25 protein-coding genes are annotated in these 21,789 nt (G+C 41.5%); 4 read left to right on the forward strand and 21 right to left on the reverse strand.

Annotated features, from left to right (window positions below):
• Positions 1–81: 81 nt before the first annotated feature.
• The 5 genes from E2R31_RS01640 to E2R31_RS01665 all read right to left on the reverse strand — a co-directional run bounded on the left by E2R31_RS01640 (position 82) and on the right by E2R31_RS01665 (position 2,959).
• The gene (locus tag E2R31_RS01640; RefSeq protein ID WP_132972511.1) at positions 82–351 is read right to left on the reverse strand and encodes a YlbG family protein; all 270 of its coding nucleotides are present in this window, start codon (positions 349–351) and stop codon (positions 82–84) included.
• A gap of 78 nt (positions 352–429) precedes the next feature.
• Entirely contained in the window at positions 430–1,020 is a 591-nt protein-coding gene (clpP, locus tag E2R31_RS01650; RefSeq protein ID WP_000613467.1) for an ATP-dependent Clp protease proteolytic subunit ClpP, read from the reverse strand.
• A 177-nt stretch (positions 1,021–1,197) separates the two neighbouring features.
• Positions 1,198–1,827, reverse strand: coding sequence for a uracil phosphoribosyltransferase (gene upp, locus E2R31_RS01655; protein ID WP_025169005.1), 630 nt, complete (start codon positions 1,825–1,827; stop codon positions 1,198–1,200).
• 88 nt (positions 1,828–1,915) lie between these two features.
• Positions 1,916–2,383 (reverse strand): deoxycytidylate deaminase, encoded by a 468-nt coding sequence (locus E2R31_RS01660; protein ID WP_070656980.1) that lies wholly within the window; start codon positions 2,381–2,383, stop codon positions 1,916–1,918.
• A gap of 18 nt (positions 2,384–2,401) precedes the next feature.
• Positions 2,402–2,959, reverse strand: coding sequence for a TetR/AcrR family transcriptional regulator (locus E2R31_RS01665; RefSeq protein WP_007517560.1), 558 nt, complete (start codon positions 2,957–2,959; stop codon positions 2,402–2,404).
• A gap of 124 nt (positions 2,960–3,083) precedes the next feature.
• On the opposite strand from E2R31_RS01665, the gene E2R31_RS01670 reads away from it, so the two are divergent.
• Genes E2R31_RS01670 through E2R31_RS01685 form a run of 4 tightly spaced genes read left to right on the forward strand, consistent with a single transcriptional unit; the run spans position 3,084 to position 6,169 of the window.
• Entirely contained in the window at positions 3,084–3,929 is an 846-nt protein-coding gene (locus E2R31_RS01670) for a DegV family protein (RefSeq protein WP_084975664.1), read from the forward strand.
• Between the two features lie 57 nt (positions 3,930–3,986).
• The gene (aao, locus tag E2R31_RS01675; protein WP_132972515.1) at positions 3,987–5,168 is read left to right on the forward strand and encodes an aminoacetone oxidase; all 1,182 of its coding nucleotides are present in this window, start codon (positions 3,987–3,989) and stop codon (positions 5,166–5,168) included.
• A gap of 13 nt (positions 5,169–5,181) precedes the next feature.
• Complete coding sequence (locus E2R31_RS01680; protein ID WP_132972517.1) at positions 5,182–5,703, forward strand: DUF1697 domain-containing protein; 522 nt, start codon at positions 5,182–5,184, stop codon at positions 5,701–5,703.
• Between the two features lie 10 nt (positions 5,704–5,713).
• Positions 5,714–6,169 (forward strand): 8-oxo-dGTP diphosphatase, encoded by a 456-nt coding sequence (locus tag E2R31_RS01685; protein WP_084946887.1) that lies wholly within the window; start codon positions 5,714–5,716, stop codon positions 6,167–6,169.
• Positions 6,170–6,228: 59 nt separating this feature from the next.
• Here E2R31_RS01685 and E2R31_RS01690 read toward each other — a convergent pair whose 3' ends face one another.
• The 16 genes from E2R31_RS01690 to E2R31_RS01765 all read right to left on the reverse strand — a co-directional run bounded on the left by E2R31_RS01690 (position 6,229) and on the right by E2R31_RS01765 (position 21,753).
• Positions 6,229–6,774: a GNAT family N-acetyltransferase gene (locus tag E2R31_RS01690; protein ID WP_132972519.1), complete on the reverse strand. Its 546-nt coding sequence runs from the start codon at positions 6,772–6,774 to the stop codon at positions 6,229–6,231.
• A gap of 297 nt (positions 6,775–7,071) precedes the next feature.
• Positions 7,072–7,896, reverse strand: a complete 825-nt coding sequence (nadE, locus tag E2R31_RS01695) for an ammonia-dependent NAD(+) synthetase (RefSeq protein ID WP_132972521.1) — start codon at positions 7,894–7,896, stop codon at positions 7,072–7,074.
• On the reverse strand, positions 7,893–9,353 hold the full coding sequence (locus E2R31_RS01700; RefSeq protein ID WP_132972543.1) for a nicotinate phosphoribosyltransferase: 1,461 nt from the start codon (positions 9,351–9,353) through the stop codon (positions 7,893–7,895). The genes nadE and E2R31_RS01700 overlap by 4 nt, the downstream gene beginning before the upstream one ends.
• A gap of 120 nt (positions 9,354–9,473) precedes the next feature.
• Positions 9,474–9,959, reverse strand: coding sequence for a DUF6773 family protein (locus E2R31_RS01705; protein WP_132972523.1), 486 nt, complete (start codon positions 9,957–9,959; stop codon positions 9,474–9,476).
• Positions 9,949–10,422, reverse strand: coding sequence for a DUF6773 family protein (locus tag E2R31_RS01710; protein WP_132972525.1), 474 nt, complete (start codon positions 10,420–10,422; stop codon positions 9,949–9,951). Before E2R31_RS01710 ends, E2R31_RS01705 begins: the two co-directional genes overlap by 11 nt.
• A complete protein-coding gene (locus tag E2R31_RS01715) occupies positions 10,412–10,621 on the reverse strand; it encodes a helix-turn-helix transcriptional regulator (RefSeq protein WP_001107495.1) in 210 nt (69 codons plus the stop codon). Before E2R31_RS01715 ends, E2R31_RS01710 begins: the two co-directional genes overlap by 11 nt.
• Positions 10,622–10,767: 146 nt before the next feature.
• Positions 10,768–11,364: an HAD family hydrolase gene (locus E2R31_RS01720; RefSeq protein WP_132972527.1), complete on the reverse strand. Its 597-nt coding sequence runs from the start codon at positions 11,362–11,364 to the stop codon at positions 10,768–10,770.
• 59 nt (positions 11,365–11,423) lie between these two features.
• Positions 11,424–11,834: a GNAT family N-acetyltransferase gene (locus tag E2R31_RS01725; protein ID WP_132972529.1), complete on the reverse strand. Its 411-nt coding sequence runs from the start codon at positions 11,832–11,834 to the stop codon at positions 11,424–11,426.
• 100 nt (positions 11,835–11,934) lie between these two features.
• A complete protein-coding gene (locus E2R31_RS01730) occupies positions 11,935–13,299 on the reverse strand; it encodes an amino acid permease (RefSeq protein WP_165941774.1) in 1,365 nt (454 codons plus the stop codon).
• Positions 13,300–13,376: 77 nt separating this feature from the next.
• The gene (gene greA, locus E2R31_RS01735; protein WP_084946873.1) at positions 13,377–13,859 is read right to left on the reverse strand and encodes a transcription elongation factor GreA; all 483 of its coding nucleotides are present in this window, start codon (positions 13,857–13,859) and stop codon (positions 13,377–13,379) included.
• A gap of 62 nt (positions 13,860–13,921) precedes the next feature.
• Entirely contained in the window at positions 13,922–15,628 is a 1,707-nt protein-coding gene (mltG, locus tag E2R31_RS01740) for an endolytic transglycosylase MltG (RefSeq protein ID WP_084946870.1), read from the reverse strand.
• Between the two features lie 62 nt (positions 15,629–15,690).
• Positions 15,691–16,179 (reverse strand): GNAT family N-acetyltransferase, encoded by a 489-nt coding sequence (locus E2R31_RS01745; RefSeq protein ID WP_000702427.1) that lies wholly within the window; start codon positions 16,177–16,179, stop codon positions 15,691–15,693.
• The gene (locus E2R31_RS01750; protein WP_084946869.1) at positions 16,176–16,643 is read right to left on the reverse strand and encodes a GNAT family N-acetyltransferase; all 468 of its coding nucleotides are present in this window, start codon (positions 16,641–16,643) and stop codon (positions 16,176–16,178) included. Before E2R31_RS01750 ends, E2R31_RS01745 begins: the two co-directional genes overlap by 4 nt.
• A gap of 9 nt (positions 16,644–16,652) precedes the next feature.
• A complete protein-coding gene (murC, locus tag E2R31_RS01755) occupies positions 16,653–17,987 on the reverse strand; it encodes a UDP-N-acetylmuramate--L-alanine ligase (RefSeq protein WP_132972530.1) in 1,335 nt (444 codons plus the stop codon).
• 11 nt (positions 17,988–17,998) lie between these two features.
• Positions 17,999–18,610 carry a divisome accessory protein ZapJ gene (gene zapJ, locus E2R31_RS01760; RefSeq protein ID WP_125395640.1) on the reverse strand — a complete coding sequence of 204 codons (612 nt, stop codon included), beginning with the start codon at positions 18,608–18,610 and terminating at the stop codon, positions 17,999–18,001.
• Between the two features lie 47 nt (positions 18,611–18,657).
• The gene (locus E2R31_RS01765) at positions 18,658–21,753 is read right to left on the reverse strand and encodes a pilus expression-regulating Snf2 family helicase (RefSeq protein WP_132972532.1); all 3,096 of its coding nucleotides are present in this window, start codon (positions 21,751–21,753) and stop codon (positions 18,658–18,660) included.
• Positions 21,754–21,789 lie beyond the last annotated feature (36 nt).

The following is a 21,789-nucleotide window of genomic DNA, read 5'->3' on the forward strand; positions in this document are numbered from 1 at the left end:
CTCCTTATAGTTGTTTCAAAAATAGTATGTTAAGAATATACCGAATTATCAGAAAATTGTCAACACATTTATCTCATTTTTTTAAATGATAACGTTTTCCTCAGTGCGATAGAGATTGCCAACAAAGGGAGTTTCTAACTCTTGAATGTGGCAAGGTCTTATTTTTTTGATAAATCTTTCCTTACCTAATCTCTCAACTAAGTCATCTAGCTCCTCAGTTGGAACATAGAGCTGCAAGTAACGATGCTTCTTAGAATGGTAACAGATGTCACCGTATTCCTGAAGTTTTTTTGCATCTCGATTATAGTAAAGATAGATGATTAATCCTGAACGATTGACCTTTTCAAACATGGTGAATCCTCTTTCTAAGAAATCTTCCCCTATTATACCAAAAAAAGCAAACTCCGTCGAGTTTGCTTTCTAGGTTGCTTAGCTCAAAGAATTGTTAGCCATGATTTCATCAATGAAGCCATATTCGAGCGTTTCTTGGGCACTCATCCAGTAATCACGTTCCGCATCTGCATGAATTTGCTCAACTGATTTACCAGAGTTATCTGCAAGGATTTGCTCCAAAGTCTTACGAGTTTTGAGCAAGTGTTCTGCAGCGATTGCCATATCTGTTTGTTGGGTACCACCACCTGTACCACCCATTGGTTGGTGAATCATGTACTCTGCATTTGGAAGCATGAAGCGTTTGCCTTTTGCTCCACTTGATGCAATAACAGTCCCCATGGATGCAGCCATCCCCATAACGATGGTTTGGACATCAGCCTTGATAAAGTTCATGGTATCAACGATTGCCAAACCAGCTGAAACAGATCCTCCAGGTGTATTGACATAAAGGTAAATATCTTTTGTGCTGTCTTGGGCATCCAAGAAGAGCAACTGGGCGATAACGGAGTTGGCCATATTGTCTTCGACTGGCCCAGTTAGCATGATGATGCGGTCTTTCAGAAGGCGAGAGTAAATGTCATAGGAACGTTCTCCACGGCTTGTTTGTTCAATAACTACAGGAATCATTCATTTCTCCTTTTATGTTGAATTTTCTTAGTCATGCGACTCAATACAGAACTATTATATCTTTTTGGTCAAAAAAGGTCAAATTTTTGCTCTATACTATCGACAGAATCAAAAATTCAACCTCCTCGCGAAATTAGAAACATCCTCCAATTTCATCTTTAAGACTCTATCTGAGTCTTATTTCGTACCGAACAAGCGGTCTCCAGCATCTCCGAGACCTGGAACAATATAGCCATGTTCATTCAAGTGTTCGTCCAGAGCTGCTGTAAAGATTTCGACATCTGGGTGAGCTGCTTGAAGAGCTTTCACTCCTTCTGGAGCAGCTACTAGGCAGACAAACTTGATATTTGATGCGCCACGTTTTTTAAGCGAGTCAACAGCCAAGATAGCTGATCCACCTGTTGCAAGCATTGGATCGACGACAAAGATTTGACGTTGGTCAATATCCTCAGGCAATTTCACCAAGTATTCAACTGGTTGAAGGGTTTCTTCATCACGGTACATACCGATGTGACCAACTTTGGCTGCTGGAACCAAGCTCAAGAGGCCATCTACCATCCCGATACCTGCACGCAAGATTGGGACAATCGCCAATTTTTTACCAGCCAATTGTTTTTGAACGGTCTTTGTGATAGGTGTTTCGATTTCCACGTCTTCAAGTGGAAGATCACGAAGTACTTCATACCCCATCAACATTGCAATCTCATCTACTAATTCGCGAAAGGCTTTTGTAGAAGTGTCTGTACGACGCAAGATTGATAATTTATGTTGAATGAGTGGATGATTAATGACTTCAATTTTTCCCATTTTCTGAGTTCCTTCTTTCAATTTATTCTTCTTATTATATCAAAAAACGGTTTAAAAAGCTGTCTAAACCATTTATTTTAATTAATTTCTAAATCAAATCTGCCTCTTGAAGAGCTGTCTGAACAGTCTCTAATGGTAAATGAGTCAACTCGGTGCCTTTTTCATGATAAAGGTACTGGGCATAGTCATCCATTCGGTACTGGTTGATATAGACTACACGTTTGCAACCAACTTGTAGCAGTTGTTTGGTGCAGTTCAGACAAGGGAAATGGGTCACATAGGCTGTAAAACCTCTGGGAACCCCTCGTTCAGCTCCTTGCAAGATGGCATTGACCTCGGCGTGAAGTGTTCGGACACAATGACCTTCAATGACTAAACAGTCGTGATCAATACAGTGCTCCGTTCCTGATACGGAACCATTGTAGCCTGTTGAAATGACCTTATTGTCCTTAACTAGGACAGCTCCCACTTTAGCACGTTTACAGGTCGAACGATTGGCAATCAGTAAAGCCTGGGCTGCAAAGTACTCATCCCAAGCCAGTCTTTTTTCTGTCATGACTCTTCTCCTTTTCCTCTATTTTTTGAAAAATGGCAAGCGTAAATCTGCAATCTTTTCAGCTGGAACCTTCATGCCATCCTTGATCCATTTAAGCAGAACCGATACGATGGCAGAGCTCCAAAACGAATGAAGGTAGCTGCTAACGCCTTTTGACTTTCCGTGGTATTTTTCTAGAAATTCCTGCATGGCTTGGACAAAAATCTTTTCCAAATGGTAGTCCAGAGCAAGTTGGATAATCTTGGCTTCTTTCTTTGCTGCGCGGAAAAGGTGAACCCAGACCAGATAAAGGTCTGTTTTGACATCGTAGTGGCTCAACTGTTCCATGATATTATGAACACTGCGTTTAAAGACGCTTTCCAAAATCTCTTCTTTGGAGTCATAGTTACGATAGAAGGCAGCACGAGAGACGCCCGCCCGTTTGACCAACTCTGAAATACTGATCTTAGCCAAGTCTTTTTTCTCTAGAAGTTGCAAAAGAGCCGTCTCGATTGCTTCTCTGGTTAAAAAATTGGATTCTTGATTTGATTTTCTGAGATTTTCAAGAGATTTTTCAGATATTTTACGTTCAGACATAACAATTTCTTTCTACTTGTGACAACAGAGAGGTGGTACTTTTGTTTCAAGGGCTTTCATGATATAATTGTAAAAAAAGACAGAACCTTTGTCAATGTATAAGTGACAAAGATGGAGAATTTCTATGACTTGGAAGATTGTGGCTGACTCGGGTTGTGATTATCGTCAATTGGTAACTCCCGCTATTGATACTGAATTTATCAGTGTTCCTTTAACCATTCAAGTAGCTGATCAGGTCTTTATCGATGATGCCAATCTTAACATTGACCACATGATGGAAACCATGTATGCGACTTCTGAGGCTTCAAAATCAGCTTGCCCTAGCCCTGATGATTACTTGCGTGCATTTGAAGGTGCTAAGCATATCTTTGTCGTTACCATCACTGGTACTCTTTCTGGTAGCCATAACAGTGCACAGCTCGCTAAAAACATCTACCTCGAAGAACACCCTGACACTCAGATTCATGTGATTGATAGTTTATCTGCAGGTGGGGAGGTTGACTTGATTGTCGAAAAAATCAATGACTTGATTGACCAAGGACTTTCTCATGAGGAAGTTGTTGAAGCTATTACAGCCTACCAAGAAAAAACGAAGTTGCTCTTTGTTCTTGCTAAGGTTGATAACTTGGTGAAAAATGGTCGTTTAAGTAAGCTTATCGGTACGGTCGTTGGCCTTCTCAACATCCGTATGGTTGGGGAAGCAAGTGAAACTGGAACCCTAGAGCTTCTTCAAAAGGCTCGTGGTGCTAAAAAGTCCCTTCAAGCAGCCTATGAAGAACTCATCAAGGCTGGCTATGCTGGTGGTCGTATCGTCATGGCTCATCGCAGTAATGAAAAATTCTGTCAGCAATTGTCAGAACGCTTGCTGGAAACATTCCCTCAAGCCAATATCAAAATCCTCCCAACATCTGGTCTCTGCAGTTTTTATGCAGAAGATGGCGGTTTGTTAATGGGATATGAAATTAACTAAAATTATGAGCAACAAGAGATGCCAAGCATCTCTTGTTTTTTGTGGTACAATAGAGCTATGAAACATTTTGATACTATTGTCATCGGTGGTGGACCTGCTGGCATGATGGCGACAATTTCCAGTAGCTTTTATGGTCAGAAAACTCTTCTCATCGAAAAAAATCGGAAACTTGGTAAAAAATTAGCTGGAACAGGCGGTGGTCGCTGCAATGTGACCAACAATGGAACTTTAGATGACCTATTGGCTGGCATCCCTGGAAATGGGCGCTTTCTATACAGTGTCTTCTCCCAGTTTGATAACCATGATATCATCAACTTTTTTACGGAAAATGGTGTTAAACTCAAGGTTGAGGACCATGGCCGCGTCTTTCCTGCTAGCGACAAGTCTCGAACCATTATTGAAGCTTTGGAGAAAAAAATCACTGAACTTGGTGGGCAAATTACCACTCAAACGGAGGTTGTTTCAGTTAAAAAAGTGGATAACCAGTTTGTCCTAAAATCTGCAGATCAAACCTTCACTTGTGATAAACTGATTGTCACAACTGGTGGTAAATCCTATCCTTCTACAGGCTCGACTGGTTTTGGTCATGAGATTGCCCGTCATTTTAAACATACCATTACCGAGCTTGAAGCCGCTGAAAGTCCATTGTTGACAGATTTTCCTCACAAAGCGCTTCAGGGGATTTCGCTGGACGATGTGGCCTTAAGTTATGGCAAGCATGTCATCACTCATGATCTGCTCTTTACCCACTTTGGTTTATCTGGCCCTGCTGCCCTACGCATGTCTAGTTTTGTCAAGGGCGGGGAGGTTCTCTCGCTAGATGTCTTGCCTCAACTTTCTGATAGCGATTTGATGACATTTTTAGAAGAAAACCGTGAAAAATTCTTGAAAAATGCTTTAAAAACTTTGCTTCCAGAACGCTTGGCAGAATTTCTTGTGCAAGGCTATCCTGACAAAGTCAAACAGCTGACTGAAAAGGAACGGGAACAACTTCTCCAGTCCATCAAAGCACTCAAAATCCCTGTGGTTGGAAAAATGTCCCTTGCCAAGTCCTTTGTTACTAAAGGTGGCGTCAGTCTCAAAGAAATCAATCCTAAAACTCTGGAAAGCAAACTCGTTCCCGGCCTCCACTTTGCTGGCGAGGTACTGGATATCAATGCCCACACGGGTGGGTTTAACATCACTTCTGCCCTCTGTACCGGCTGGGTGGCAGGCTCCAATCCAATAAATACCAAATAAGAAAGGAAGTCCTTTGGAACATATTATTTTACTAAGAGGCGTTACTCCTAATGGAAAAAATGCTATCCCAAAAATGTCTTATTTGGTAAATATTTTGACAGAAGCTGGTTTTCAACACGTTCGAACCTATATTCAAAGTGGGAATATCATTCTTGAAAGTGACTTAGATTTAGAAGAAATACGAGAACGCATTCATACTCTAATAAAGGAAAAAATTGGAGCTGACTTAAAAATGGTTATCAAGAATAAGGACGATTTTGAAAAGATTGTTCAAGAGAACTCATTTAGAGAAGACTATCTTCATGATCGTGTGCATGTGATCCTTTATCAAGGATTTATCCAAAGTCTGCCATTAGAAAAATTGAAAGCTGACTACGGTGAGGAAGAAATTTGTGTAGGCGATCACTGTCTCTACCTCTATCTCCCTAGAACTGCAAAACGAAAAAAGCTCAATACCAACTATCTTGAAAAACTTTTTGGCGTGGATTTGACCATGCGAAAGTTAAACGTCGTGGAAAAGTTACTAACAAAATAGGAAAAACAATATGAACAGACGAGAATTAGTTGAATTTGTCAACATGTGCATGATTAAAAACGGAAACAAAGTTCTAGTTCAAAATCGAGTTAGTCCCGACTGGCCCGGCATCACTTTTCCTGGTGGTCATGTAGAGCGTGGGGAATCTTTTACCGATGCAGTTATCAGAGAAGTCAAGGAAGAAACTGGACTAACCATATCCAAACCTCAACTTTGTGGTATCAAAGACTGGTACGATGACGAGGATTACCGCTATGTCGTCCTCTTTTACAAAACAGAACACTTTACTGGTGAACTCCAATCTTCAGACGAAGGTACTGTTTGGTGGGAAGAATTTGAAAATCTGTCTCATCTAAAACTTGCAACTGAGGATATGTCAGACATGCTGCGTGTTTTTTTAGAAGACGATTTAAGTGAATTCTTTTACTACAAAGACGGTGACGACTGGCTTTATGAGTTAAAATAAAAGAGCAGAAAAAAATGACCTGAGCTTCAAAAGTTAAATTTTGAAGCTCAGGTCATTTCTTAGTCCTTTTTAATCTGATAATAAATAAGGTCCGCAACGTAGTCTTTTCTTTCCACACCATTGGTAATGGTTTTTAGATAAGACATTCCCGCTTTTTCCATCACACGGCCTGAAGCTGGGTTGAGACTGGCGTAACGAGCTCTGACTTTTTGAAAGCCTGCTTGAGTAAAACAAAAGTCTAACACAGCTTTCAAGGTCTCCGTCATCATACCACAGCCCCAATATGCCTTGCCTAGCACATAGCCAATTTCACAACAAGAATCATTCTCATCCATTGCAACGATGCTGATATCTCCAATCACTTGCTCTGGGTTTTCCTTTAGACAAATGGCCCATTTGTAATAGTTGGGATTGGTATAGGAGGCAACCCAATTTCGAATCGAGTTTCGAGTCACCTCGACATCAGGATGGGGATCCCAGCTGACATAGGTCAGATTCTCAGCAGACGAAGCCCAATTTTGAAACATGGCTTCCGCATCACTCTCCACAAATCTTCTCAAAATCAAACGGTCTGTCTGTAATATTTGCTTACCGATTGCTTTCATAATGTTACCTCGCTTTCTCAGCTTAAGGCAAGGAGCTAAAAAAGTCCACTGGACCTTCTTCGCTTTCTCATTTCTAGGCTCGGGTAAAAAGACTAAACTCAGTAACAGCTAGGAAACAAGTGTTTTATTTAATCTCTTGACGCAGTCGCTGTCTGGTTTGAAATGCGCTTTACCAAGCTTTTTCAAACCTAGTCATCGTTGCGGGGGTGAGACAAGGAAAATCGAACTCTTCGAGTTACCGAATCTGCCTCGTTCTCCTGTTTCTAGACTCGGGGTAAAAAGGTCCCCCGGACCTTTTTACTCCCAGAAGTCATCAAATACGGTGATTGGTAGGTGGCGTTTGTGTTGTCCTTTATGCCACCAGTTTTCAATAATCGCTTGAGCTTCTGGGCTGATTGTTTTGCCTTCTAGGTAGTCGTCAATCTCTTCATAAGTGACTCCCAAGGCTACTTCATCAGCTATCCCTGGTTTTTCTTCTTCTAGGTCTGCTGTTGGGATTTTTTCATAAAGGGCTGGGTCTGCACCAAGCTCCTTCAAGAGTTGTTTTCCTTGACGTTTATTGAGGCGGTAAAGAGGGAGAATATCCGCACCACCGTCACCAAACTTGGTAAAGAAACCTGTGATATTTTCCGCAGCATGGTCTGTTCCAATAACCGCACCACTATGTGCCCCTGCAAGCGCATATTGAGCAATCATGCGACTACGAGCCTTGATATTTCCCTTATTAAAGTCTGAAACAGAGCTTCCTGTCGCTTCAACTGCTACTGTCATAGCATCAGCTGATTCCTTGATATTCACAACCAAGCTGACATCCGGCTGGATGAAAGCGAGGGCTTTTTGAGCATCTGCTTCATCAGCCTGCACTCCATATGGCAGGCGGACAGCGATAAATTTGTAGCTACCATCCCCTGTCTCTGCTCGCATTTCTTCCATCGCTAATTGTGCCAAGCGCCCTGCCAAGGTTGAGTCTTGTCCTCCAGAAATCCCTAGTACAAAGGTTTTAAGGAAGGGGTGTTTTTTCAAGTATCTCTTTAAGAAGTCAATTGAACGACGAATTTCTTCCTGAGCATCAATCACTGGTTTGACGCCCAGTTGCTGGATAATGGTCTCTTGCAAACTCATTCTTCTTCTCCTTCACCAAGGGCTTCTTTGCGCATCTTATCAATCAAGTCCATCTTGTCTTGCCAAATATCACGCGCCAAGTCCACTGGATAATGTTGCGGATTGAGTACCCGTTTATACTCATCCCAAAGCTTGTCAAATTCCTTACGGGCATAATCCTGAATCTCAGTCAAACTAGGCAAGCTATAAACTAATGTTCCTGCTTTGAAAATATCCACTAAGAGAGGAACGGCATCAAAATTACGAACGGTCTTTTTGATGTAGGTATAGGTCGGATGGAACATTTTGATTTCAGTCATATTGGAAACATCAACACCATCATAAGTGATGTAGTCGCCTTCTGACTTGCCTTTTTCACGACTGGTAATGCGCCACACCTGTTTCTTACCTGGCGTAGACACTTTTTCAGCATTATTAGACAATTTGATAGTATTGCGCATCTGACCATTCTCATCTTCGATAGCTACAATTTTATAAACTGCCCCAAGAGCTGGCTGATCATAGGCTGTAATCAGCTTGGTTCCCACACCCCAGACATCAATCTTGGCTTTTTGCATCTTGAGGTTGAGAATGGTATTTTCATCAAGGTCATTAGAAGCATAGATCTTAGCCTCTGTAAAGCCAGCCTCGTCCAGTTGCTGACGGACTTTCTTGGAAATGTAGGCGATATCCCCAGAGTCGATACGAACACCCTTAAAGTTAATCTTATCTCCCAGCTCACGCGCTACCTGAATAGCAGCTGGCATACCGATGCGAAGCGTATCATAAGTATCTACTAAAAAGACACAGTCACGATGGGTTGACGCATAGGCCTTGAAGGCTTCGTAGTCGTTTCCATAAACCTGTACCAAGGCATGGGCGTGGGTTCCTAAAACGGGAATTCCAAAGAGTTTCCCTGCACGCACATTGCTAGTTCCGTTGGCGCCACCAATCACGGCTGCGCGTGTTCCCCAGATAGCTGCATCCATTTCTTGCGCACGACGTGTCCCGAACTCCATCAAGGGTTCATCTTCGATAACCGAACGAATACGTGCTGCCTTGGTCGCTATCAAGGTTTGAAAGTTAACGATGTTTAAGAGAGCCGTTTCGACCAGCTGGCATTGGGCTAGGGGACCTTCAACTTGAACAATCGGTTCATTGGCAAAAACCAAGTCCCCTTCCTGGGCAGAACGAACCGTCAACTCCAACTTGAGATTGCGGAGGTAGTCTAAGAACGCCCCATGATAGCCTAGCGACTCTAAGTAGTCGATATCACTATCTGAAAAGCGCAAGTCTTTAAGATAATGTACAATTCTTTCCAAACCAGCGAAAACTGCATAGCCGTTCTGAAAAGGTTGCTGGCGGAAATAAACTTCAAAGACCGCCTTTTTATTGTGAATCCCTTGGTCAAAGTAAACTTGCATCATGTTAATCTGGTACAAGTCCGTGTGCAATGTCAAACTATCATCTGGATACATCTGTTTTCCTTCTTCCTTTTTTACAAAGGTATGAACGTATTCTACCACTTTCACACCATCCGATAAATTAGTACTATTATAACACATTTTGTCGGGATTGAGAAAAGAGTAACAAAGCTTTTATACTTCTTCAAGCTCATCCATATCTTGCTCAAACTTTTTTTGAGCCCATTCGCCATAACTTTTAAGGCCGAGATTGCCGATAAAAACCCAAGGAAGGTAAATCAAATAAGTAATGACCCAAGCAGATAAGTATTTAACGTTCAAAGGATTGTGCTGATAAATTTCAATATTGAATTGATAATTCTCCAACATCAAGAGAGTCGTAATAGCGAGAGTCACCAGCAAACACCCTACAATCGTAAAATGAAAACGACTATAGTAGGTCACTCCAAGTTGTCGTGCACGATTGAAAAAGAAGAAAATTCCTAAAAGAAGACTAACCAGAAGAATATTAGGATTAAAAAGGGCAGGTGCTAATACTGCCACCAAATAACTTAGCAGAGTGAGCCCGATAAACACATGGAAAGACTCTGTCCCAGCTTTGTTAATCAGTTGTTCTTCTCTTTCGTCTAATAATTGATAATAAAAAAATCTATTTTTCATCTTCTTCCTCCCAAACTTGCTGATTTCTGCGATTCAAGTATAGGATAACTCTATCCATAGAATAACTCCCAACGAGATAGATGATAACTGCTAGAACTACTTTTAGGGAGTACTTCCAAGTCAATAGACTAACCAGTTCCTCGCGATTGCCTACGATATCAATCAATAAAACCACTATAGAAAATCCCAAAGCAGATAAAACTCTTTCTTTTCCAGTATTCTCAACAATATCTCGAATATCAATTCCAACATACATGCGGCGAATAATGGCATACAAACCGACTCCAATCAATAAAAGTAATTCTGGTAAATAGGACAAAAGCGTTAAATTGAAAATATAAACTTTGGTAAAAATTTCCAGTGCCAAAAATAGGCACATTCCCAAGAGAATTTCTCCTGAAATCTTTCCATCCAATTTTTCCGTACGTTCATCTTTAATTACAAGTTTATTTCTATTTTTCATCTTCTTCCTCCCAAAATAATTGATCTAAAGTTTTGCCTAAGCATCTGCAAATGGACTGGCAAAGGGAGAGACTGGGATTGTATTTCCCAGCTTCAATCAGACCTATAGTCTGCCTAGTAACACCCACAGCCTCTGCCAAATCCCCTTGTGTCAAGTCAAGCTCCACCCGAGCTAATTTTAATTTTAAATTTTTAGCCACTAGCATCCTCCTTCACATTTTTAAAAAGTTGCGCTTCTTTTAAAAACATTATACCATATATCTAACTTAATGCAATATATAAATGTCATTTTATAATGTTTTATTAACAAAAAACTCTCTATCGTAAAAAATAGAGAGTGTTACCTTTAAATATAGGATTTCAAAATATCGACGACATCACTTCTTTTCTTGATCTGATAGGCCCTGATGCCCAATTTCTTAGCTGCGATTGTATTGTCCTCAATATCGTCTAGAAAGACACAATTTGTAGGATTTAGCTGGTATTTATCGAGAATCTCCTTAAACATTGCCAAATCAGGTTTTATAACTTTTATATCACAGGATAGGACAAAACCATCCAAAAGCTCCTTTAAGGGAGATAATTGCTCATCCAGCAAGTCATAAAATACCTTTGAGGTATTGGACAAGACAAAAATACGATGCCCCTTTTTCTTTAGTTCTGACAAAACAGGTAAGACTTCCGTATAAATGTCAATGTAGCTAGGCCAGTTCCAGATAACTTCTTCAATCTTCTTTTGATAGGTACTTCCAATCATGGACACAACTTTAAGCACTAATTCTTGTCTCGTCATGGTACCAAGATCTAATCTTTCCCAAAGCCCCGACTGAAAAATGGTCTTATCTAAAATCAGATAATCTTTCTTCGTATCCGAAACACCTTGCAAAATCTTATCCTTGTTCCATTCTAATAAGACGTTGCCCATATCTAGTATGATATCCATTAGCCCACCTCCATAGTGATGTGAGGATTTCCTCTTTGCTTTATACCTTCATATTTATCTTACAAATCCTTTTGGTAATAGTATCTTTGTCCTGTGTAGGGATAGTCTTGCAAGGTAAAGACCTCCTTGTAGCCATGCCTTTGGTAAAAATCTGGCGCTTGAAACTGGTAAGTATTGACAAAAGCAAAACGACAGTTTCGATTCTTAGCTTCCCTTTCGGCTTGCTGCAATAGTTTTGAACCGATTCCCTGTTCTCGCAATTCCTCTTTCACAAACAAATACTCGATTTCCAACCAATTTCCGAAAGTCTCTGCTACTAAGCCTGCCAAGAGATTACCCTTTTCATCTTCAACATAAAGGTTCAGTGGCTCGCTTTCAGCCTCTTCTCTTTTGGAGCGATTATAAGCACGAATCAAATCCCCTATTTCTTGCGCTTTCTGGGACGCTTTATTTTCCAATCTAAAGTGCATTCAAACCTCCTAATAAACTGCTACAGCTTGATTATAATCTTATTTCAATAGACTGTCAAACTAGAAAAAACTCATCAAACAGAGTTGATGAGTTCATGATTTATTTTCTAAATTTCCACTGACTATAAATCCCAAAAACAAGGATCCAGATGGCAGAACCAACTGCCCCCATGAAAGTGGACTCTTGCAAAAAGAGAGTCACAAAAACAAAGATAAAAAAGAGAATGGTTAGGGGATTAAGCAAGCGATACTGAGGCATGAGGTAGCCATCAGCCATGAAGTCTTGTGACTTGCGATATTTGAGATGGGCAACCATAATCAAGATATAAATCGCGATGTAAACACCTGATGAAGACGCCGTAATCAAAGCAAAAGCATCGGAAACACCTGGCAAAACATTGATAAAGGCAGCCAGAGCAATTAAGATTGCTGAAGCAATAATAGCATTTTGTGGAACATTATGGCGAGAGAGAGTATCTGCCTTGATCGCTTTTAAGAATCGATTGGGCGAGTCATGAGCAATCTGGTACAAATGCCGACCTGTTGAGTAGAGGGTTGAATTAAGAGCAGATGCTGCCGACGTCAAAACGACAAAGTTAATCAGAGCCGCCGCCCACTTGATACCTGCCAGCTCAAAAACCGTTACAAATGGTGAATCTGAAGAAGCAAGTTCTCTCCAGGGAATGATAGACATAATGGCTAATAGAGCTCCACCATAGAAAAAGACAATTCGGAGAGGAATTTCCTTAACTGCTTTTGGCAAAACCTGACGAGGATTTTTCGTTTCAGAAGTTGTCACTCCGATAAACTCAATCATCAGATAGGCAAAAAATACCATTTGAAAGGCCATGACAAAGTTCATGACTCCATTTGGAAAAAGGGAGAACTGGTCGCTGATGTTTGCCAAACTTGCAGCTCCATGCGGCGTCTCAAATCCAGTTAAAACCATAAAGGCTCCTGTTGCAATCATAGCTAAAATAGCCACAATCTTAACCATAGCAAACCAAAACTCGACTTCTCCAAAGAGCTTAACCGCAATCAGATTGACCAAGGCCAAAATCGTTAAAAAGACAATCTGAATCAGCCAACTAGGCCAGCTAGGAAACCAGAACTGAACATAATGCGAGATCGCAGTGATTTCTGCCATACCGATAAAGACGACAGACAACCAATAAGACCAAACTGAGAAATACCCCCAACCCTTTCCCAAATGTCGTGTGATAAAGTTGATAAAGGTATGTTGTTCTGGATCCTGATATAGCATCTCCCCAACAGCCCTCATCATCAAAAACATAAAGGCTCCTGTAATCATGTAAATCAGGATGATAGAAGGTCCAGTAAGGCTGATAGAACGACCAGCACCTAGGAAAAGTCCTGTTCCGATTGTCCCTGCAATGGCCATCACTTGAACGTGGCGATTGGTTAGACCACGTTCCATCTTATTTTTTTTCTTATTTTCACTCATATAGTCTCCTATTTTATTCAAAAAACCAAAAAGGAGTTGAGCAAGTCAAAGCCTCTACTACTCCTTTTTCATTCTATTTAGGCTGTTTTTTCAACCTTTAAGATTTTGACATCATAGCTACCAACTGGTGTCTCGATGGTCGCTGTATCACCAGTCTTCTTGCCGATCAAGGCTTGTCCAATCGGGCTCTCATTTGAAATCTTACCAGCAAAAGCATCTGCACCTGCAGAACCGACGATGATATAGACCTCTTCGTCATCTTCCCCGATTTCTTGGATCGTTACAGTCTTACCGATAGCCACTTCATCTTGGGCAACTGCATCGCTATTAACGATTTCAGCATAGCGGATTTTTGTTTCTAGACTTGAAATTTGTCCTTCAACAAAAGCTTGCTCATCCTTAGCTGCTTCGTACTCGCTGTTCTCTGAAAGGTCTCCATATGAACGAGCAATTTTGATACGTTCTACCACTTCAGGACGACGAACGAGTTTCAACTCCTCTAATTCTTTTTCTAGTTTTTCCTTTTCTTCAAGGGTCATTGGGTAAGTTTTTTCTGCCATTTTTCTCAACTTTCTTTTCTTAATTTGTTTTTAAAACAAAATTATGTGGAAAACCACATAATTTAGTTTGAACTACTTGATTGGGTTAGTTTGCTATTGATATGTTCTGCAACGTTTTGATCATGTTCTTCTTTGGTCGTTGCAAAGTACACTTTACCATCTTCGACATTGGCTACAAAGTATAAGTAGTCACTCTTTGTCTGATTTACACTTGCTTCGATGGCATCCAGACTTGGACTGTCTACCGGTCCAGGCATGAGGCCAAGGTGTGTATAAACATTGTAAGGTGAATCAATCGTTGTATCAATTCCAGCATCATCCGCTAGGCTAATCTTTTGACCAAGCTTGCCTTGAGCATACAGGATAGCGATATTACTTTGAAGTGGCATACCGACATTCAAGCGGTTATAGAAGACACCTGCGATTTTCTTGCGGTCTTCTGTCTTAGCACCTTCTTTTTCAACAAGAGAAGCGATACTGAGCAATTCATTGACTGTCAGGTTCTTTTCTTTGATCGTAGCGTAATATGGTGACATAGCCTTATCCATAGCAGCTAACATCTCATCAATCAAACTTTCAACTGTAGTGCTTTCTTTGATGGTATAAGTTGCTGGGAAAAGGTAACCTTCTAGGCGATAACGAACGCCACTGTCTTTTGTTGGGAGACTTCCAAGAAGGTTTGGATACTTGGCTACTAATTGTGAGATAAAGGTCTCATCTTGAGCTTTTGCTAAGAAGGCATCCGCTGTAAGCGGCTCTTTAAAGTCACCTTGAAGTTGACCTACCGTTTGAGCAATTTGCTCCAAAGTATATCCTTCTGGAATTGTCAAGCTTGCAAGAGCTGGTTCTTGTGGTTCAGGAGTTCCACCTTTCTGCAATTCTTGGATCAATTCATCTGTACTCATGCTCTTCTTCAAGTTGTAATAACCTGATTTTAAGTCTGCACTCTTATATTTAGCATATAAACTAAAGATAAGTCCATGTTTTACCAAACCAGATTTTTCCAAAGTGCTCCCAATTTCTTGAACATTTGAACCTTCTGGGATTTGAACCGTTACGTAGTCCTTAGAGCTCGCATCAACTGGTTTTAAGGATTCTTGAACGTATCCATAACCAAAGAATCCACCAATACCTACGAGCACTAGGAGAACTAGGAAAGTTAGCAAGCAACCTTTGGCTTTTGATTTCTTCTTTTTCTTAGCTGGTTTTACTCCTTCACGGCGACTACGACTTGGAGAATCTGTTAGGTTATCAACTTTCTCAACTGGAGCAGGGACTACATTCTCCACAACAGGAGGGACTGATTCTTCTTTATTGTCATCCATTTTATAGGAAACAGCCACTTTAGTTGGAGTAGTATTAAACTCTTTCTCTTCCTTTTTAGGCTCTACAGCATCAATCTTGGCTGGTGCAGGCTCTTCTAGTTTTGACTCTTCTGGTTCTGGTGCTGGTGCTGTCACTTCGCTTGATTCAAAACTTGGGCGTGGTGGCACACTTGGGGCATTTTTAAGGATTTCATCGACAGTTGACAGAGAGTCTACCATTAAATCTTCTGTGGCAAGATTTGATTCTTGTTCAGAAGGGGCAGGTGGAGTTACTTGAGAAGATGGAGTTGGTGGGGTAGTTGGACTTTCATCCTCTTTTCCTCTTCTTTCTCTCTCTCTGACTCTCTCTAAATCGCGTAAAATCTGTTCTTTAAAGCTTAATGTTTCTTCTTCTCTTGATTTCTCGCTCAAAAGCTTTACCTCCTTGTTGGCAATCCATAACATTATATCTTAAAAGTCGCAGAAAAGCAACAAAATATACCTTTCTCCAACTATATTTCTTGTTTTCAAGGCTTCCAAACCATGTTATACCAAGTCTCACCTGCATAGGTGGACTGGGATATTCCTTCATTAACAAATCCATGTTTTTCGTAATAGGAGATAAGGTAATCATGACAGGTCAGGTTAATGCCTTCTCGTTCATGTTCTAAAGCGACTTCCTTCAGAGCACTTAACAGTTTTTTCCCCACTCCCAAAGCTTGCGCTTCCTTAGCTATGGAGAGACAGGTCACAGAAATATAACCTCCAGGTTTATGGCTATAGTCTTTTATTTCTTCTGTAAAGGACTGATCTTGTAGATGACGATGTGGGACGACCGGACCTTCAATGTAGCCAAGGATACGTCCCTCTTTTTCAGCGACGAGAAAGCTGGTCTGAATTTCCCGCAAATGGGCCTCAAAGACCGAACGAGGAATGGCTTCTTCAAGGGAGAAATTCTCCAGCTCTATCTCTAAAATACGATCTAAATCCGAAAATCTTGCTTGTCTGATTTTCATATTTCCTCCTGATAAAAAGGATTAGCCCAAGTCAGATACCATTCAGAACCACTGCCATAATGACTCCCTGTCACTTCTTCCTCAACAAAGCCATTCATTTCAAAATATGATAGTAACTCATCAGGACTTTGCAAAAGAATACCTTGGTAATCTAGCTCGACAGTCACCTGTTTCAAGGCTGCAAGAAGAAGAGTTCCCAGTCCTTGTCCCCAATAGTCAGGATGAATGGTCAATGATTTTATTTCTATCCATTTGGGATGAATAGACTGTTCTTCTCCCAAAACATAGCCCACGAGCTGATTTTCATCCCCAGCTACAAGAAAGGTACCCGCAATCTTGCGGATACTCTCTTCTAAGGATTGGCGGCTAAGTGCCTCTTCTAACGAAGGATTGGCTTCTTCAATCGCCAACATTTCTTCTAAATCTGATAAGGTGGCTTGCCTTATAGTGATTGGAATTTCCATCTGTTTTCCTTATTGGACGTTGCTTGTCAAGTTTGACAAGAGACGTTCAAATGAGTACTCATAGGTTTGGATATCTCCTGCTCCCATAAAGACGTAAACAGCATTGTCATGGTCAAGGAGTGGAGATACATTTTCGACTGTGATGACTTGGTTTTTCTTCGTGATCTTGCTTGCTAGGTCTTCTACCTTAACGTCACCATGGTCCACCTCACGGGCTGATCCATAGATTTGAGCTAGGTAAACGGCATCTGCCTGATTCAAGGCTTGTGCAAAATCATCTAACAAGGCAATGGTTCTAGTAAAGGTATGGGGTTGGAAGATTGCCACGATTTCCTTGCTTGGGTATTTCTGACGAGCAGCATCCAAGGTCGCAATAATTTCTGTTGGATGGTGGGCAAAGTCATCGATGATTACCGTATCATTAACGATTTTCTCAGTGAAACGACGCTTAACACCGGCAAATGTTTTCAAGTGTTCACGCACTAAGTTCAAATCAAATCCTGCTGTGTAAAGCAATCCAATAACAGCTGTTGCATTCATGATATTGTGACGACCAAAGGTTGGAATGTGGAATTGTCCCAATTCTTGACCACGGAAGTGAACTGTAAAGGTCGAACCCGTTGTTGAGCGAAGGAGATCACTAGCTACAAAGTCATTGCCATCAGCTTCAAAACCATAGTAATAGATTGGAGCACTGGCTGTGATCTTACGCAACTCAGCATCCTCACCGTATACAAACAAACCTTTGGTAATTTGTTTGGCATAGTCGTTAAAGGCATTGAAAACATCCTCTAGACTTGTGAAGTAGTCTGGATGGTCAAAGTCAATGTTGGTGATGATAGAATATTCTGGGTGGTAAGGCATGAAATGTCGCTCATATTCGTCTGATTCAAAGACAAAATATTTGGCATTGGCTGAACCACGACCTGTCCCGTCACCAATCAAGAAGCTGGTGTCTGTGATGTGAGACAAGACATGTGACAACATACCTGTTGTTGAAGTTTTTCCATGAGCTCCTGCCACTCCCATGCTGACAAAGTCGCGCATAAAGCTACCGAGGAATTCATGATAACGTTTGTAGCTAATGCCATTTTGGTCTGCATAGGCGATTTCAACGTTGTTATCTGGACGGAAGGCATTTCCAGCGATAATCTCCACATCACCTTGTAGGTTCTTTTCATCAAAAGGAAGAATCGCAATCCCTGCCTGCTCTAGTCCACGTTGAGTAAAGTAATATTTTTCAACGTCTGAACCTTGAACCTTATGCCCCATTTGGTGCAACATCAAAGCCAAGGCACTCATCCCTGATCCCTTGATTCCAATAAAATGATATGTTTTTGACATGCTTTTCTCCCCTACTCAGTAATTCTTGTCAGATTCAACTCTTGGGCAACCTGACGTTCCTGTTCTGTTTGCTTATTCTTTTTATTATAGATTTGACTCTTCTTTAGGAAATCATAGTTGTTCTTTTTAGCTTTTCCCGTTTGAGTTTTCGGAGTTGGAGTCGCCACTTGGCCAACCTCTTCAGCTAGAATATAGTGAGACTGGATCAAGTTTTTGCTAAACTTGGCAAGCTCACCTGGATTTTCCTTTTGAAATGGTGCTGTTGGTTGATTTCCTTGACGAACAAGTGTTGAACCATTGTGTCGTCTGGTATGACTAACATCCTGAGTCAAATACTTGGCTGAACGTTTCTTTTTCAGATCCGCACGCGCCTCTTCTCGAGCCAATTCAGCATACGTTTTTTCAACTTTTTTAGGTTCTGGAGCTGATTCTGGCTTTTTGCTAACCACTGGAGAAACCACGGTTTCTTCCTCATTGATAGGAGACCATTCCAAATAGTTCTTATCGCGGTAATCACCTTTAATATTGCTAATAAAGTCTGACTCATCGTACAAGTCCATGACTGGCATTTCGGTCAGCATGATCTCATCATCTGACACCAATGGAAATCGATCTTGTTTCATTTTGTATTTCCTTTCAACACTTCATTATAGCGTATTGTCTTGATTTTTCAAGTGCCGGCTTCAGAAATTCCCAAAATTTCACGAATTTCTGCCAGACTGAGACTCGCACGCGACTCCGTACCATCTAAAACTTGGGAAACCAAATGTTTCTTTTGTTCTTGAAGTTCTTGGATCTTTTCTTCAATGGTTCCCTTGGTAATCAAACGATAGACCTCGACCATCTGCTCCTGCCCCATTCGGTGAGCGCGCCCGATAGCCTGGGCTTCGACAGCCGGATTCCACCAGAGGTCAACCAAAATAACCGTATCAGCTCCCGTTAGATTGAGACCAACACCACCCGCCTTAAGGGAGATGAGAAAGGCATCTCTCTCCCCTTGGTTAAAGGCCTTGGTCATCTCCTGTCTATCATGAGCAGGAGTTGAACCTGTGATTTTGAAGGAGGTCAAGCCCAAGTCTGGGAGTTCTTGCTCGATTTTTTCCAACATTCCTTTGAACTGGGAGAAAATCAAGACCCGATGCCCACCATCAGCCACTTGTAGCAATAAATCTCGGAGACTATCGAGTTTACCACTAGCTCCTTGATAATCGTCCATGAAGAGGGTTGGCGTATCGCAGATTTGACGCAAACGCATGAGGCCAGATAAGATTTCTACCCGACTTCTCTGGAATTCTTGATCTGTCACTTGCGCTAGGCGGTCTCGCATCTGTTGCAACTGGGCTAGATAGATGGCCTTCTGCTGGTCTTCCAGTTCATTTTTATAGACGACTTCGATCAGATCAGGCAGTTCTGTAAGAACTTCTTCTTTCTTACGCCTCATGACGAAGGGTTTGATAAACTGCGCTACGCGCTCAGCTGGTAATTTCATAAACTCCTTTTTACTTGGCAAGAGCCCCGGAAGTACAATTTGAAAGATAGACCACAACTCTCCTAAATGGTTTTCGATGGGCGTACCTGACAATGCAAAAACTGCTGGCACCACAAACTGGCGCAAACTCTGAGCAATCTTGGTTTGAGCATTTTTCATGACTTGGGCCTCATCTAAAAAGAGAAAATCAAAGGACATCTCTTGATAGAGGTCACTATCTTGACGAAAGCTCGCATAGCTGGTCACATAGATTTGATGATTTTCGGAAAGAATCACTTCTCGATTCGCTTTCAAACCATGAACTACAGTCAAATCCAACTGCGGCGCAAATCTTTTGAATTCATCTGCCCAATTGTAGATCAAACCTGACGGCGCCAAGATCAAGACCCGACTATCTTCTGTCACCTGACTGGTCAAAAAAGCGATGGTTTGCAATGTCTTCCCTAGCCCCATATCATCTGCCAGAATGCCACCAAAACCATAGTGATGAAGCATCTGGAGCCAACGGACACCCCTTTCCTGATAGTCTCTCAAACTCGCCTGAACCCGTATATCTCCCAAAGGAAAATCCTCTGGATGGGTCAAATCATGAGCTAAATGCTGAAATTCTTCCGAGAAGGAAATCCTGTCTCGACCTTCAAAAAGCTGAGAAAGGCTATAAGCCAGAGATTTTCGAGCTTGGAAAGAACCATCTTTTAGCTCAACCCCCAGTTCCTGCAAATTTTGACGAATCTGCTTGGTTTCCTCATCAAAAAAGTACACTTGGTCAGAGAAACTGATATAGAAATCCTGATTGCTGGTCAGGGCTTTAAGAGCTTGATCAATCTCTTCTTGGGCAATCCCTTGGAAATCAAATTGAATTTCCAACAGTCCTCCCTTGGACTCAATCTGAACCTGAGGAGCTTGGACGCTGTAGAGCTGATTCATCTCATCAGACAAGAAAACCTGACCCAATTTCTCAAAAGCTGGAATCGTATGGTGAAAGAAAAAATAAACCGCCTCTGGCTTCAAAGCCTGTCTCCAAGACTGAAAGTCAGCCTCAAACCCAGCCCCTAAACAGATTTGAAATAGCTGATTTTCCAAGACGGCATCGCTTGAAAATGGTAATTGTTCCAGCTGTTGACGACTAGTCACCTTAACATCTCCATAGTCAAACTGGATATCCAAGCGGATGCGGCCGTCATCCTCCCTATCAAAGTAAAAGATTGGTGAAAAGGGTCTGATTTGCAAGCGCTCAGGAGCAGAAACTATACCCAGCTGTCCAAACAAAGGCAGACAGGCGGCCAGACGGTCACGATCACTGTTGTCAAACTGGAGGCATTTTCTCCATCTCTCCTCCTGAGGAAGCTCCTTGATTTCCTTTAGGAGGCTGATTTGTTTAGGGTTTAAGAGATAAAGATTCCCCTTACGAAAGAGAACCGCTCCCCCATAGAATACGTTAACTCGCTCACTTTCAGAAATCTCCATTTCAAAATAATCGGGATACTCCTTCACTGAAAAAGAGAAAAGTCCTGCATCAGGATCTAAATCGTGAAAGAGGAGTTTCTCATAACTATCAAGCTGGTGGTCAAAATGAAAATCTTCCAAGTTCATCAATAACCCCACCCCCTGCTCAAAAAAGGTCAGAGGAAAAAAGAGGTGACGACCTTGATTTGGGAAAAAGAGTTCCTGACTGAGCCCCTCCTCAATCATGCCCCGTAAAAAAGTAAGAACTTCTTGACTCGATTCGTCAAAAGCTTCCAAAGACAAGTCATTTTCATAGTGTTTCCCAATCATGTAAGATTTACGTTGGGCCAAGACCTTCAAAAAGAGTGGAATATCACGGATGACATAATATTTTTTACTCTCAAGCAAACCGATTCGAAGAGTCCAAAGGAACCGATTGGTTCCAGCTTCCACCTGGCCTAGAGCCGACAAAGTGTAAGTCTCTTCTCGTTTTTGAGGTCGAAGGCGCTCCAAAAAACTTCCACCAAAACTAACCTTGGTTTCAACTTCTTCTTGCTCTTCATGTCCTTTTTCTAAGGTTTGTAAAATCACCTGACCTTCTTCATCATTTTTCAGATAATGCTCGAGCGCTGCGAGGTGAACACAGTAACCTCTTTTTTGGAAAAAATCACAAGCACAAAAAACAAGATCATCCTCTAAACTGTAGCGCAAGTCTTCTCCAGCTACACGTGTATAGAGGCGGTTTCCTTTCTCCTTGATAATCTCAATTTTGCCTGTCTCATAGAGGGAAACACCCTCCATGCGCAACTTTCCTGGAATCAATTTAGCCATAGTTACCCCTTTATCTTATCTCTTCATTATACCACA

It is taken from the genome of Streptococcus downii (assembly GCF_004353325.1).
Taxonomy (GTDB): Bacteria; Bacillota; Bacilli; order Lactobacillales; family Streptococcaceae; genus Streptococcus; species Streptococcus downii.